General features: G+C 37.4%; 11 protein-coding genes. 5 read left to right on the top strand and 6 right to left on the bottom strand.

From position 1 onward, the window contains the following. Positions 1-18: 18 nt before the first annotated feature. The 6 genes from EK417_RS11005 to EK417_RS10980 all read right to left on the bottom strand — a co-directional run bounded on the left by EK417_RS11005 (position 19) and on the right by EK417_RS10980 (position 8,161). Complete coding sequence (locus EK417_RS11005; protein WP_228457924.1) at positions 19-1,296, bottom strand: DUF6080 domain-containing protein; 1,278 nt, start codon at positions 1,294-1,296, stop codon at positions 19-21. A 74-nt stretch (positions 1,297-1,370) separates the two neighbouring features. After that, positions 1,371-2,228 carry a T9SS type A sorting domain-containing protein gene (locus tag EK417_RS11000; protein ID WP_136522186.1) on the bottom strand — a complete coding sequence of 286 codons (858 nt, stop codon included), beginning with the start codon at positions 2,226-2,228 and terminating at the stop codon, positions 1,371-1,373. A gap of 82 nt (positions 2,229-2,310) precedes the next feature. Continuing rightward, positions 2,311-3,852: a protein adenylyltransferase SelO gene (locus tag EK417_RS10995; RefSeq protein WP_136522185.1), complete on the bottom strand. Its 1,542-nt coding sequence runs from the start codon at positions 3,850-3,852 to the stop codon at positions 2,311-2,313. 75 nt (positions 3,853-3,927) lie between these two features. Next, positions 3,928-6,306, bottom strand: coding sequence for a transglycosylase domain-containing protein (locus tag EK417_RS10990; protein ID WP_076596462.1), 2,379 nt, complete (start codon positions 6,304-6,306; stop codon positions 3,928-3,930). Positions 6,307-6,312: 6 nt separating this feature from the next. Next, positions 6,313-6,777: a gliding motility lipoprotein GldH gene (locus EK417_RS10985; RefSeq protein ID WP_047426948.1), complete on the bottom strand. Its 465-nt coding sequence runs from the start codon at positions 6,775-6,777 to the stop codon at positions 6,313-6,315. Beyond that, entirely contained in the window at positions 6,770-8,161 is a 1,392-nt protein-coding gene (locus EK417_RS10980; RefSeq protein ID WP_110366570.1) for a PSP1 domain-containing protein, read from the bottom strand. Before EK417_RS10980 ends, EK417_RS10985 begins: the two co-directional genes overlap by 8 nt. 432 nt (positions 8,162-8,593) lie before the next feature. Here EK417_RS10980 and EK417_RS10975 point away from each other — a divergent pair, with 432 nt between their 5' ends. From EK417_RS10975 to EK417_RS10955, 5 genes are all read left to right on the top strand, one after another. Continuing rightward, positions 8,594-9,832 (top strand): OmpP1/FadL family transporter, encoded by a 1,239-nt coding sequence (locus EK417_RS10975; RefSeq protein ID WP_136522184.1) that lies wholly within the window; start codon positions 8,594-8,596, stop codon positions 9,830-9,832. Positions 9,833-9,844: 12 nt separating this feature from the next. After that, positions 9,845-11,404: an SGNH/GDSL hydrolase family protein gene (locus tag EK417_RS10970; protein ID WP_136522183.1), complete on the top strand. Its 1,560-nt coding sequence runs from the start codon at positions 9,845-9,847 to the stop codon at positions 11,402-11,404. A gap of 85 nt (positions 11,405-11,489) precedes the next feature. Beyond that, the gene (locus EK417_RS10965; protein WP_076596457.1) at positions 11,490-12,428 is read left to right on the top strand and encodes a ribose-phosphate pyrophosphokinase; all 939 of its coding nucleotides are present in this window, start codon (positions 11,490-11,492) and stop codon (positions 12,426-12,428) included. 56 nt (positions 12,429-12,484) lie between these two features. Then, positions 12,485-13,132 (top strand): 50S ribosomal protein L25/general stress protein Ctc, encoded by a 648-nt coding sequence (locus EK417_RS10960; RefSeq protein ID WP_076596456.1) that lies wholly within the window; start codon positions 12,485-12,487, stop codon positions 13,130-13,132. Positions 13,133-13,393: 261 nt separating this feature from the next. Beyond that, positions 13,394-14,614, top strand: coding sequence for an aminotransferase class V-fold PLP-dependent enzyme (locus tag EK417_RS10955; protein WP_136522182.1), 1,221 nt, complete (start codon positions 13,394-13,396; stop codon positions 14,612-14,614). Positions 14,615-14,830 lie beyond the last annotated feature (216 nt).

The raw sequence follows: 14,830 nt of genomic DNA, 5'->3' as shown, positions 1-14,830 counted from the left end.
GAAATTTCTCAGCTTTTTTTATTGATAATAATTTTCCATAAACCAGAAGAATTCTAACATTCTAAAGATATTATTGACCAGCAGATAAGTACATAATATTGCCACAGTTAATGTTAAAAATGACATCATTTTCGATGATGTTCTGTAAGTAAAAAAGAGCCATCCTAAAAGCAGAGGATATACAAAAACAAAATGTCCTCCATAGATATAGGAAGTGTGAAGGCCAAACCTCATCACACAATGGATAACAATGTCAATCAAAAACGAAATAATAATTATCTGAACCCATTTGTTTTTAAAATTCTTAATATAACTCCAACTTATCAGGATCAGTAATATTGCTATGAAAAAGTAAGGAATGACTGATGAATAGAGATCCATATAAAGTCCTTTGAAATTAAATCCTTTCATGTTATGCTTGTCTGACATGATGAATCCCGGGAAAAGAATATTCCCTCCGAAGAAGAAAGAAAAAATCATATCCCATGTTGGCATCGACTTTACATTTGAGAACTTTTCATACTGCTGATTTGTTTTTGAAAAGATGTTCTGGTATTTAAAATCAATTCTGTTCAAATAAAGAACAATGAAACAGATCATAGTGATTGCCACTCTAAATAATGCATTTCCAAATTTTTTCCAGCTTCTGAAAAGATCTTTTTCGAAAATAAGGGGAATAAAAACTTTGACAAAATTGGTAATGGTAAGCCCTCCAATGGTTATCCCTGCCAGGGATAATGCAGTTGCGGGTATCTTTTCTTCTTTTCTCAGTTTTATGGCTGCATAGTAATTGTATAATGAGAGCAAGAATAAAGTGTAAGTAAAGTTCTCCGGAGTGAAAGAAAGGATGATATTAGTTGAAAAAACTCCAAAGAACAAAGTAATTAAAAGGCTTAACCATAAAGGAAGGTAAATGATATTCTTTAAATATTTAAATACCTGAATAATGTTCAATGTGATGATGATGTTACTAAGCCATGCCAGCGTGAGCCTGAAGTTGACGTCCATTTTCCCTCCTGAAATAAATAATGAAAACTCTCTTACCCAGTTGAAAAAATAGTAGGATAGAGGATGTCTCTCAAAACTACCTCCCGTCATAAGAATAGACTTATTGTCAAAACTGAAATAAGCATCCCATGGAATTCTATTGTCAAAAATAATCCTGTAATGGATTGCAATATATGAACCTAAAATTCCATAACAGACAATAAAAAACAGAAATACTGCCACTTCAGAGTAGGTGGAAGGAAAAACCAGTTTGAAAAAATCGGTGATTTTTGTTTTGATATAAGACACAGGTCAAATTTTTTGCAAAAATAAAATAAAAAAACCACCAAAAATGGTGGTTGTGAAAGATTGTATGAACGTTGTTATTCTTTGATTATTTTTCTTGTTGATGTGCTTCCGTCAGTAAATACAATTTTTACCAAATAATTACCATTAGGAAGAGATGAGATATTTGTTTTCTCGTTTTCTGTCTGAAGCAAAGGTTTTCCTGTCATATCAAAAACAGTTGAAGATTTAATTTTTTTGTCTGTTCTGATGTTGATTTCTGCTTTTGCAGGATTAGGATAAATTTCTAAAGATGACTTTTTAGAAACACCTTCATTGGTTCCCAGAGTGGCGTTTGCAAGAACCTGTACATCATCTATAGAAACTGCATCTGCATCCGTTGCAACATACCGGAATCTGATCATGACATTAGACTGTCCCACATAGGTTGAAAGGTCTTTTTGGACAGCAACAGTGTTGTAGGTGTCTGTATTTGGATTGTTATCGCCGTCATCCACGAATCCAGACTCTGTATCTTCGTCCCAAAGAGTAGTCCAGTTAGTTCCTCCGTCTGTAGAAATCTGAGCAAGTAAGTCTCCTGCGTCCTGGTCTATCATATATGACCATCCTACCACAACATTAAATTTTAATACAGGAGCAGTGGCTCCAACTAAACTGAAAGACGGGCTTACAAGTTGGGCGGTATTGCTCTGTGCAGAATAATCAATTGCGGCTGATGTAGTTCCGTTAATAGAGTATGTTGTTATTGCTCCGTTTCCGCTTGAAGGAAATGTAGATGCTACATTAGATGGTCCCCATGGTCTGCTGGCAAGACTTGCGGAGATGTTCCAGCCTGTTGGTGGAAAGATAGTGCCATTAAAATTTTCTGACAATAAAGTTTGGGAATAAGTAATGATTCCCGATAATAAACTTAAAGAAAGTATAATTCGTTTCATAGTAATTTTTTTCTAAAAGTAGTAAAAAATATTTAATATGATAAAAATATGATCCTTAAATAGTTTTTTAGTTGTGAATTTACTACGAACTGCATGAAAGTGTAGAGCATCCTGCAATATTATTATAATCAGATGGTCTTTTGGCAGCCAACTCGGGGTATATTTCCTGATATGGATTTTCAAGAGCTTTGGTAAGCTTTTCCAGCATCTCTTTTTTACCATGGCTGATTTCCTCTATGCATTCGTAAAGAAGATAATTTCGAAGGATGAATTTTGGATTTGATTTTTCCATCATGGCTAAAGATTCTTTTTGGGAAATAGAGTTTAGTTCTAATCTTGATCTGTAGCTTTTGATGAAATTATTAATTTTTGCCAGCTTTTCTTCGTTCAAAATAATATAAGACACATCTCTGAAATGCTCTGATATATTGGTTTCTTGAGTTGTTTTTACCAGTTGATTGAAAAACAGGGTGTAATCCAGCTGAAGCTCTTGCATAAGACCTTGCCAGTTGGTGAAGAAATCTTCATCTTCCTGTCGCAGCTGATCAAATCCGAACTTTTTGCAAAGCATCTGGTCATGGGCTTCCCAAAAATAGGTTCCAAAATTATTTAAAGTGTTTTCCAAAAACTTTTCATCTTTAATTAATGGATGAAGGGCATTAGCCAGCTGCCAAAGATTCCACTGGGCAATCTGCCCCTGTTTTCCGAATGCATATCTTCTTCCCGGAAGATCTGTTGTATTGGGTGTGAAATTCAAATCATATTCGTCCATCATTGAATAAGGACCGTAATCAATGGTTAATCCCAGAACTGACATGTTATCTGTATTCATCACTCCATGTACGAAGCCTACTCTGAACCATTCAACCATTAAATTCGCAGTACGGGTACATATATTTTCAAAGAAGTCTTTATATTTCTGATGGTCTGATGATGTAATTTCCGGATAATAGTTTTCAATAGTAAAATCAGCCAATTCTTGTAGGTTGTTGTATTCTCTTTGGGCAGACATGAGTTCAAAGTGTCCGAAACGCAGAAAGCTTTCGGCTGTTCTGATGACCACTGCTCCTTTTTCTAACTTTGGATTTCCGTTATACATGATGTCACGCATTACATCTTCACCGGTAAAAGCCAGGCTCAATGCTCTTGTTGTAGGGATTCCTAAATGATACATAGCTTCACTCATCAGATATTCCCTTACAGAAGATCTTAAAACGGCTCTTCCATCGGCATGTCTGGAGTATGGGGTAGCGCCGGCTCCTTTCCACTGAATTTCTGTCTTTTTTCCTGCCTCGTTAATAATTTCACCTGCAAGGATGGCTCTTCCGTCTCCAAGCTGTCCGGCCCAGTTTCCGAACTGATGCCCTGCATAAGCTGTAGCATAGGTTCGAACATTGTCCGGAAGATTATTTCCCACAAGAAAGTTCAGGTCTTTATCTTCAAATTTTCCCAGCCCTATTTCCTGTGATAAAGCTTCGTTAAAAGCAATCAGCTCAGGTTTGTCAAAGCCGGCAGGGTTAATGGTGGCAAATAAAACCTTTGGGGTGTTTCTCTGCATGGGGTTGTTGGAGAAATCGCCGGGAAAATTTTCAATAAATGGCTGTCTGATACGTTCGATATTCATGCTCCAAAGGTATTAATTATAAAAGAAAAGACCTTCCAGATTATTGAAAGGTCTTGTGTATTTCTAAAAGAGAATTTATTTATTGAAATCTACTTCATCATTAGAATGAAGGTTTTCATTAATGTTATCTTCTTTCTTTTCTGTTGTTTTTTTAGGAGTTGGATCTGCCGGTCTCGGATTTTTGATTTCGTCAATGGTTTGAAGGCTTCCGTCATCTCCATATCCTCCGCTTAGTCCTTTAAGGTTTGAACATCCGTCTTTCCAGTCTGAAGGCTTTACGAATTTATCATCAGGAGTAACTCCTAAGCTCTTATCTGCCCATACTTTCTTCATGAAAATTGCCCAGATCGGTAATGCCATTTTCGCACCCTGACCTTCACCTGTTCCAAAGAAGTGAGTCGCTCTGTCTTCCCATCCAACCCATGCTCCGGTTGCCAGTTTTGGAGTAATTCCCATAAACCATCCATCGGAGTTGTTCTGAGTGGTTCCTGTTTTGGCAGCAATTTCTACTGCTTTTGAAATTCCTCTTCTGCCCAGTTCTCCGGAAGCGGTTCCGTATTGTGCAACACCTTTCATCAATTCAATCATAGTGTAAGCATACATTGGGTTCATTACTTCTTTCGGTTCTACATTTACTTCTTTGATCACTCTACCGTTGGCATCTTCAATTCTCCAGATCATCTCTGGTTTGTTGTAGTTTCCATAGTTGGCGAAAGTACTGTATGCACCAAGCATTTCGTAAATCGTAATATCTGATGAACCTAGAGCGATAGTATTGTTTCTTGGAATATCTTCTGTTACTCCCAGGTCTCTTGCAGTCTGGATGACAGCGTCCACTCCTGTCATTTCAATAAGTCTTGCAGCAACAGGGTTTTGTGAGTGTGCCAATGCATCTTTCAATGTAAGCATTCCGCCTCTTCCCGGTACGTGCCATCCGTTATGATCATAAGTTCCGTTAGAAACAGCCGAACAAGGAGTCATTCCCAGTTTCATAATAGCAGTGGCATATACGAAAGGTTTAAATGTAGATCCTACCTGTCTCTTACCTTGCTTGATATGGTCATACTGGAAGTGCTGCCAGTCTATACCACCTACCCATGCTTTGATTTCTCCTGTTCCCGGAACCATAGACATCAAACCTGCCTGTGCAATTTGTTTGTGATATCTGATAGAATCCCAAGGAGACATTTCAACCTCTTCTTCTCCGGCCCATGTGAATCGTGAAGTTTTGATAGGTTTCTTGAACTCCATCATGATAGAATCTTCAGGCATTCCGTCAGCTTTCAGCAATTTGTAACGGCCGGTTCTTTTCATGGCCTGAACCATTACATCTTTGATTTGTTTGTCATTAAGATAGTAGAAAGGTCTGTTCTTTCTTCCTCTCTGCTCTGCATCAAATCTCTTCTGGAGATCTGTTAAGTGTTCTTTGATTGACTCTTCAGCATATTTCTGCATTTTAGAATCAAGAGTAACGTATATTTTTAAACCGTCTTTGTAAAGGTTAAGTTTTTTACCGGTTTCTTTTTCATGAGCTTCAAGATATTTGTCAATCTCTTTTCTCAGATAAAATTTGTAATAAGCAGAATATCCGTCAGTGATGCTTTTGATAGGGTGGAAATCTACTTCAATTGGAGTGCTGGCTGCTTTTTCATAGGTTGCAGCATCAATATATCCGGTTTTCTGCATTTGATCCAATACGACATTCCTTCTTTCTTTGGCCTTTTCAGGATATCGGTAAGGATTGTTTTTTCTTGGATTTTCAAGCATGGCAACAAATGTTGCCGCTTCAGGTAGTGTAAGCTCAGAAGTCTTCTTGTTAAAGTAAACTCTGGAAGCCATTTCAATACCATTAGCATTGAAAAGGAAATCGAACTTATTAAAATAAAGAGTGATAATTTCTTCTTTGGTATATCTTTTCTCAAGGCTTACCGCTACCACCCATTCTTTCAGTTTCTGGAATGCTCTCTGAACTTTATTCTGAGAAGCGTTTCCTGTGAAAAGAAGTTTGGCAAGCTGCTGGGTAATGGTAGAACCCCCGCCACGTCCACCACCATACGCTACGGCTCTGGCAACGGAATATAAATCGATTCCTGAGTGTTCTTTGAAACGCTCATCTTCTTTAGCCTGCAGCGCATAAATAAGATAAGGAGGAAGATCCTTGTAAACAATTGGCTGAGTTTTTTCTTTTTCAAATTTACCCAGAGTTACTCCATCTGAAGAAATGATCTCAGAAGCAACAAAGATGTCCGGATTTTCAAGTTCTTTTACATCAGGCATTTCCCCAAGGAACCCTTGAGAAACCGAAAAGAAAAGTCCTGAAATTCCCAGAACTACTGCAATGAGTCCGATCCAAATAAACGAAACCCATTTTTTCCAGGAGGTGTCTTTCTTTTTCTTGGGAGGCAGAGGAAATGTTTTCCCCTTATTTCCTGCATTTTTTTTGTTTTCTTCCATTTATGGTTACGGTTTAGCCGTTTCTATTTTTACGCCAATATCCTCAATTCCCGGAAGGTTGTCATTTCTCATAGCCTGGGTAAGGCCGATTTCATATTTTCCTTTCCCTGGAAATTGATAATTTACTTTATACTGAAACAAAGTTTCCTTCGTATCACCAAACCCTGTACCAAGCCATTCTCCGTTCGGTTTTGCCAGTACATAATTCAAGGTGTCTGTTTCCTTTTTTTTGTTTTGGAGATTGGTGAAATTCACTATAAACCTTATATTACTGTAAGGATAATTGTTGTTGTTTCTTACAACAAATATAATATTTTTAGGATTCTGCGGATCTGAAATTTCAAGATTAAATTTTTGTTCACTTTTCTTATTCCATTTGTTATCAACGGAATTCATGATGATATCTCCTCCTGAGGAAGAGTTACAGCTAAAGAAAAGGATAAGTGACAGTAATCCTAAAATTTTATGCATTATTATCTTTTTTTGGAGGATATTTCTTTTTGAATTTCTTCTTGTTTGGGCTGCTCTGTTGTTTTTTATCAGTGTCAGAATTATTCACAGCTTTTTCCACAGGTGCTTTTTGCTGTGGGTGATGCTTTTGAGGTTTAGGCTGATTGGCAGACTGAGCATTTGGGTTTTCTGTTTTATCAGATCTTTCCGGTCTTTCTTGTCTGTCCGGTCTGTTTCTTTTTTGTCCTTGCCCCTGTTGTCCCTGTTGGTTGTTATTCTGCTTATTCTGGTTGTTTCTGTTCCTGTTTCCTCTGTTTTTCTTCTCGAAACGATCCACATTGTTTTCCTGGATCAGATCAATAGTATGAGTAGAGGTTTCAGGCTGTTTCAAGTCTTCAAGAGGAAGTGTTTTTTCTCCTCTTTTATTTTTTGAAATCAGCTTTTTAACAAGATCAATATCGAAATCATACCATGCAATGGAACTATCCACATAAGCAAACCACATTTTCTTTTTGAAAACGTCAATTTTAATACAGAACGCTTTCCCTTTCTCTGTATCCAAAGTAGTTGAAGAAGAAGGAAAGTTGCTTAATGCATCCAGATAACTGTCAAGCTCATAGTTAAGACAGCATTTAAGCTTGCCACATTGTCCTGCCAGTTTCTGAGGGTTGATACTCAGCTGTTGATATCTTGCAACATTCGTGTTTACAGATCTGAAATCGGTAAGCCATGTAGAGCAGCAAAGCTCACGTCCGCAAGACCCGATTCCACCCACTTTGGCAGCTTCCTGTCTGAAACCGATTTGTTTCATATCGATCTTTGTGCGGAATGCTCCGGCATAATCTTTAATCAACTGTCTGAAATCTATTCTGTTATCAGCAGTGTAGTAGAAAGTGATTTTTGAAGAGTCACCCTGATATTCCACATCGGTAACTTTCATTTCAAGGCCTAATCTTTGTGCAATTTTTCTTGCTTCAAGCTTTACGCCATCTTCCTTTTTTCTTGCTTCCTGCCATACCTCAAGATCTTTTTGGTTTGCCTGCCTGTATATTTTGAGTGCCGATTCTTCAGAAAACTTTTTCTTTTTCATCTGAATCTTTACTAATTCTCCCGTAAGGCTTACTACGCCTACATCGTGTCCCGGACTTGATTCTACTGTAACTACACTACCAATATGTAAAGGAATATTATTTACATTTTTATAAAACGATTTTCTGTCATTTTTAAACCTAACTTCTACAAAATCACACCTGTTTGGTGCCGGATTGTTGATGTTAGAAAGCCAGTCAAAAACACTTAATTTATAACTATTCCCGCAGGTATTTACATTTTCACAGCCATTTGCGGTTTTTTTAGGGCCGCAAGAATGTGCAGAATCGCCGGATGTTTTACATCCACAACTCATATTTCTATTATTTATAATCTGCAAATTTATGTATTTTTATCTTTATGCAATTCTAAAATACTTAAATAACCCGAATTCGGAATGAAACATTTCTTTATTTTGAATAAGAATGAACGTTGGAGGCTGTATAAAAGCTGATACAGGGTAATAAAAAAAGTGTTTTTTTTCTTTAACATTTATTATCATTTCATTGTTGTAATCTTGTTTTTTGTGGCACAATAGTTTTAAATTAAACATTTGTTTAAAATTAAACAGTAGGGTGTATACTTTTTTTGTGTGTTCTTAAACCTTTAATAATGATAGTTTTCTTTTATTTTATTTAAATGTGTTATTTTAAACATAGTTTTCTTTGGGGATATTGTTTAAAATATTAGCAAATATTAACAGATGTATTCAAAATAATTTTATATTTGACTTATATAATAATAGTCTATGAAAAAAATATTAGTATCAACTGCTTTATTGGCGGGAGTTCTATCTTACGCAGGAGGCTTCAGAGTTTCCCTGCAGGGGGTAAAACAATTGGCCATGGCGCATACTAGTGCTCATGCCGAAGACGCGAGTGTGACATTCTTTAACCCGGCGGGTATGTCATTTATCCCTTCCAAACTGAGTGTAGTGGCAGGAGGGTTTGCTGCAAGTAACAAAGTTACTTTTCAAAACTTCAATACTTTGCAAAGTACGGAAACAGATAACCCTGTAGGAACTCCTTTCTATGCAGCGATTACTTATAGACCAATAGAGAAACTTACCGTAGGTCTTAGTGTAACAACACCTTTCGGAAGTACAATCAAATGGCCTGATAACTGGGAAGGGAAAGAAATGGTTCAGAAATTAGAACTGAAAAGTTTCTATTTCCAGCCAATGATTTCTGTGAAACTTGCTCCATGGGTGTCTTTTGGGGCTAGCTATATTTATGCAAAAGGAGTGGTAGATTGGGACAAGGCAGTAACGCAATTTGACGGAAAGGTGAATATCAATGATAAAAAAGCAAGCGGACATGGATATGGGTTCGGTTTTTATTTCAGACCTGATCCGAAATTAGATGTAAGTATTGCCTACCGTTCAGCAATAGACATGAAAGCTAAAAACGGGACAGCTACATTCCAGTTCCCTTCACAATCTGTTTATAATCAGCTAAAACTAAATGCAGCAGGGCAGGATGGTTTTTCAGCCACACTTCCGTTGGTTGAAGAATATACAATCGGTTTAACTTATAAGGTGACACCAGAATGGCAGGTTTCTGCGGACTTTAACTACCATGGATGGGAGCGATACAGTAAACTTACATTGGATTTCGAGAATGCTCCAATTGGAAACAATCCATCAGATCCGACCGTTCTTACAAATCCTAAAAACTTTAAAAACTCCAAAACATTCCGATTGGGAACTCAATACGCATTCACCAATATGATCTATGGACGTTTGGGGGCTTACTATGATGAAGCTCCTTATACAACGGATAACTTTATTCCGGAAACACCTTCATATGACACTTATGTTATTACAGGAGGTATCGGTATTAAGCTGAAACAATTTGGGGTTGATATTGCGGGAGGATATGCAATGCCTCAATACAGAAATGTAAATAATGCTAATTTAGGTTTCTACGGACAGTCTAAAGCAACAGCATTTTACTTAGGTCTAGGTTTATCTTATAATCCATTTTAATTTTAGAAGACTATGAAAAAAATCATAATATCGACAATTGCAGTTTCTGCACTTCTTTTTACAGTAAGCTGTAATACGGATTTCGATACGGATGTGAAAGATATTCCGGTAACAAAAGGTGACGCAGACTTTTCAAAATATATATCTTTAGGGAATTCCCTTACTTCAGGATATCGTGATGGTGCACTGTACAGCAGTGGTCAAAATGAATCTTATCCAAGTATGATTGCTGCACAGATGAAACTTGCAGGCGGCGGAGACTTTAAACAACCTTTGATGCCTAATGACGTAGGTGGATTCAATAATCTTCCAGGCTTCCCTGGTAAATTGACTCTGCAGGTTGTTAACGGATCTTTAGCTCCTGTGTCAAGTGGCGCGGCAGCAGCATTGGATGTATTGTCTGGCGGAGGATCTTATAATAACATGGGAGTTCCTGGTGCGAAGTCATTCCACTTGGTAGCTCCTGGATACGGTAGTCAGGCAGGTCTTCCAACTGGTACAGCCAATCCTTATTTTGTAAGATTTGCTTCTTCTGCAACAACCAGTGTGCTGGCTGATGCTATGGCTCAGAAAGCTACGTTTTTCTCTCTTTGGATAGGAAATAATGATGTATTGTCATATGCTACCAACGGAGGAACAAACTCGCAGACTGTAGGAGGAGTTACAACATATTCGACTGCGACAGTTCAGACAGGAAATACAAATCCCACAACTTATAAATCAAATGATATCTCTGATCCTGCACTTGTTGCCGGATCTATTAAGGCGGTTTTAGACGGTCTTAAAAGTGTAGGAACAACAAAAGGAGTTATTGCCAATATCCCTTCTGTTACTTCAGTGCCTTTCTTTACTACTGTGCCTTATAACCCTTTAACACCTGCTCTTTTAGGTTCAAATTTGACAACTCTTAATACGAGTTTATATGGTCCTTTGAAGCAGGCACTTACTGCTTTTGGAGCTGGGGATAGAATTAATTTGCTTTCCGCTGCAGGTCCGAACCCTGTTTTAATTAAAGATGTTGCGCTGACGGATCTTTCTGCTCAGCTTACAGCAGCACTTACTCCTTCTTTGGGGGCTCAGTTGGCTGCTGCTTTCGGACAGATTTTTGGACAGGCAAGACAGGCAACGGCGGATGATTATATTTTGCTTACTACAAGTTCTGTAATTGGAAGTACTGCAGCAGGAGTTTCTGCACCGGTAAATATTTATGGAATTTCTTATCCGTTACAAAACCAGCATGTATTAACAAAAACAGAAGCCGGCTATGTGAAAACAGCAACAACTGCATATAATGCTTCTATAAAATCACTTGCTGATTCCTATGGACTTGCATTTGTAGATGCCAACGCTAAGATGGTTGAATTGAATGCACAGTCAGGAATTGTATTTAATGGTGTAAAATATTCTGCGAAATTTGTTACAGGAGGAGCCTTCTCTTTAGATGGAGTTCACCTTACAGGACGTGGATACGGTATTGTTGCTAATGAATTTATTAAGTCTATCAATGCTAAATACAAGTCTACACTTCCGCAGGTAGATCCCAACAAATATTCAGGAGTTAAGTTCCCTTAATAATTGATAAAATAAAAACTTAGAAACCACAGGAGTAAATCTTGTGGTTTTTTTTTAAATTTGCAAAATCTTTTAAAAAGTAAAAATGGCCGATCAGTTAAGTTATCTATTTTGTACAAGAACCAGCAGGGACTTGGCAGAGAAAATTGCCCAGAATTATGGGAAAGAATTAGGAAAAATCAACTTTCAGGAGTTCAGCGACGGGGAATTTGAGCCTGTTTTGGATGAATCTGTAAGAGGAGGAAGAGTTTTCCTGATTGGATCTACATTCCCTCCCGCAGACAATCTTTTAGAGCTTCTTCTAATGATTGATGCAGCAAAAAGAGCTTCTGCAAAGAGCATTACCGTAGTAATTCCTTACTTCGGACTTGCCAGACAGGACAGAAAAGACAAACCGAGAGCGCCGATCGGTGCTAAATTAGTTGCCAACCTTCTTACAGCTGCGGGTGCAACAAGAATTATGACTATGGATCTTCATGCAGATCAGATTCAAGGGTTCTTCGAAATTCCGGTAGATCACCTGTATGCCTCCAGTATCTTCGTAGATTATATAAGATCTTTAAACCTTGATAATCTTACCATTGCTTCTCCGGATATGGGAGGTGCAAAAAGAGCTAAAAACTATGCTGGTCACCTGGGTGCAGAAGTAGTAATTGCTTATAAGGAAAGAAAAAAAGCAAACGTTGTAGAAGAAATGTTCCTTATCGGGGATGTGACAGGTAAGAACGTAATCCTTATTGATGACATGATTGATACTGCGGGTACGCTTTGTAAAGCAGCAGATATCTTAATTGAAAAAGGAGCGAAAACAGTAAGAGCAATGGCTACTCACGGAGTGCTTTCAGGGAAGGCTTACGAGAATATTGAGAATTCAAAATTGTTGGAAGTTATTGTAACTGACTCAATTCCTGTTAAAAATAATTTGTCATCTAAAATAAAAGTGCTATCTTGCGCCCCATTATTTGCTGACGTTATGACGATGGTTCATGAGCACAAATCAATTAGCAGTAAATTTGTTATTTAATTGATTTTAAGGTAATTGCAAATTAAAATCAGAACAATTTTTTAAATTTTTTATAAATGAAATCTATTACAATTCAAGGTACAAAAAGAGAAAGCGTGGGCAAAAAGTCTACAAAAGCTTTACGTGATGCTGAATTAGTTCCTTGTGTTGTTTATGGAGGTGAAGCACCTTTGAACTTCTCTGCTGAAGAGAGAGCTTTCAAAGGATTAGTATACACTCCTGAAGCACACACGGTATCTATTGAGGTTGACGGAAAAACAATTCCAGCTGTTCTTCAGGATATTCAGTTTCACCCAATTACTGACAAAATTCTTCACATCGACTTCTATCAGTTATCTGACGATAAGCCAGTGATCATGGAAGTTCCTGTAAGAATTACCGGACGTTCTAAAGGTGTTGTTGCTGGTGGTGTTTTACGTCAGTCTTTCAGAAAACTAAAAGTAAAAGCTATTCCTGCTAACCTACCTGACGAAATCGTTGTAGATGTTACTCCATTAAGAATTGGTAACAAACTTTACATCGGTGGTATCAAAACAGAAGGATATTCTTTCGTACACCCGGACAATGCAGTAGTAGTTGCTGTTAAGATGTCTAGAAATGCAATGAAAGGAGGTGCAGCTGCAATGGATGATGATGATGAGGAAGAAGTTGCAACTGAAGAAGGTGCAGCTCCTGAAGCAGCAGCAGAAACTGCAGCAGAATAAGAATTGCTTATTTAAACAATATAAAACCTATCAATTTATTGGTAGGTTTTTTATTTTCTAAAAGTAAGAATAGAGATAAAACTTTAATCTCTTAGTCTTTCAATAACTTTATCTTTATTTATCGGATTTCTTTATTGTAAATTATTGAATATTTCTATCAACTGACCGCGATCAGTCCCTCACCTCATGCTTCCTTTCGGAAAAAAAGCCGTAAATTTGAAGAGTTCTAAATAAGGACGTTTTAATTTAAATAATAAATAAATGTTTGACATTCAGGAAATAAGAAGCCAGTTTTCTATATTGGACAGAGAAGTGAACGGTAAGCCCCTGGTTTACCTTGATAATGCCGCTACATCCCAAAAACCAAATTCAGTTTTGGAAGTCTGTCACGCATATTATACAGAACTTAATGCCAACGTTCACAGAGGAATTCATACGCTGAGCCAGCTGGCAACAGAAGAAATGGAGCTTTCAAGAAGAAAGATTCAAAAATTCATCAATGCTGAGCATGACTTTGAAGTGATTTTTACAAAAGGAACAACAGAAGGATTAAACCTTATCGCTTATATTTTAACCCAGAAACTGCAGAAAGATGATGAAATCATTATTTCATATCTGGAGCACCATTCTAACATTGTTCCCTGGCAGATGCTTTGTGAAAGGACAGGAGCAAAACTTCGTGTGATTCCGATTGATGAAAACGGAATTCTTCAGATGGATTATTTTGATCAGTTTTTAAGTGAAAAAACGAAGGTTGTTTCTGTAAATCAGGTTTCCAATGCGCTGGGTATTGTGAATCCTGTTGAAGAGATTATTGCCAAGACAAGAAAAAATACGGATGCCTATGTTGTGATAGACGGAGCTCAGTCTGCGCCGCATTTCAATATTGATGTTCAGAAGATGGATTGCGACTTCTTTGTATTTTCAGGTCATAAAATGTATGCTCCTATGGGAACAGGTATTTTATATGGAAAACGTGAAATATTAGAAGCTTTACCGCCATTTCATGGAGGAGGAGAGATGATTGCAACCTGTTCTTTTGAAGGAACTACCTATGCAGGTCTTCCATTTAAATATGAAGCAGGAACACCAAATGTAGGTGGAAATATTGCTTTAGGTGCTGCTGTTGATTTTATGAACAGAGTTGGCCATACCCATATTCAGAACCATGAAAATGCATTATTAGAGTATGCTCAAAGACAGCTTTTGGAAATAGAGGGTATTAAAATCTATGGTGAAAAAGCAAGGAGAACAGGTGTTGTTTCCTTTAATCTGGAAGGAGTGGGGATTGCCTCTGATGTAGGGATGATCCTTGATAAAATGGGAATTGCTGTAAGAACAGGACACCACTGTACGCAGCCTATTATGAACTTCTTTAATATTGCAGGAACGGTAAGAGCAAGTTTCGCTGTTTATAACACTTTCGAAGAAATTGATGCTTTGGTAGAAGGTGTCAGAAAAGCGCAGAGAATGTTGAGTTAATTAATAAAGAATCTCTACGATATAGAATTAAAGCAGCCTTTGGGCTGCTTTTTTTATAGTGTATTGGTATACAATAACACCGGCCCTCAATAATGACCTGATAATTGCCGGGAGCAGATTTCTCCTCCTGCTATAATGCTTTTCGTGTTAAACCCTCCGGAAAAATTAAATTTGACTAGTCCTAAAATAGGTTGACATAAAATTAGACAATATTTA

This window comes from Chryseobacterium candidae (genome assembly GCF_004916905.1).
In the GTDB taxonomy this organism is placed as follows: domain Bacteria; phylum Bacteroidota; class Bacteroidia; order Flavobacteriales; family Weeksellaceae; genus Chryseobacterium; species Chryseobacterium candidae.
Note: the sequence above shows the minus strand (reverse complement) of the source record. Positions and strands in the feature narration are given on the sequence as shown.

Bases quoted from the DNA above. Each gene is read 5' to 3' on its own strand.
- EK417_RS11000 (WP_136522186.1), bottom strand. From the start codon at position 2,228: ATGAAACGAATTATACTTTCTTTAAGTTTATTATCGGGAATCATTACT.
- EK417_RS10995 (WP_136522185.1), bottom strand. From the start codon at position 3,852: ATGAATATCGAACGTATCAGACAGCCATTTATTGAAAATTTTCCCGGC.
- EK417_RS10990 (WP_076596462.1), bottom strand. From the start codon at position 6,306: ATGGAAGAAAACAAAAAAAATGCAGGAAATAAGGGGAAAACATTTCCT.
- EK417_RS10985 (WP_047426948.1), bottom strand. From the start codon at position 6,777: ATGCATAAAATTTTAGGATTACTGTCACTTATCCTTTTCTTTAGCTGT.
- EK417_RS10980 (WP_110366570.1), bottom strand. From the start codon at position 8,161: ATGAGTTGTGGATGTAAAACATCCGGCGATTCTGCACATTCTTGCGGC.
- EK417_RS10975 (WP_136522184.1), top strand. From the start codon at position 8,594: ATGAAAAAAATATTAGTATCAACTGCTTTATTGGCGGGAGTTCTATCT.
- EK417_RS10970 (WP_136522183.1), top strand. From the start codon at position 9,845: ATGAAAAAAATCATAATATCGACAATTGCAGTTTCTGCACTTCTTTTT.
- EK417_RS10965 (WP_076596457.1), top strand. From the start codon at position 11,490: ATGGCCGATCAGTTAAGTTATCTATTTTGTACAAGAACCAGCAGGGAC.
- EK417_RS10960 (WP_076596456.1), top strand. From the start codon at position 12,485: ATGAAATCTATTACAATTCAAGGTACAAAAAGAGAAAGCGTGGGCAAA.
- EK417_RS10955 (WP_136522182.1), top strand. From the start codon at position 13,394: ATGTTTGACATTCAGGAAATAAGAAGCCAGTTTTCTATATTGGACAGA.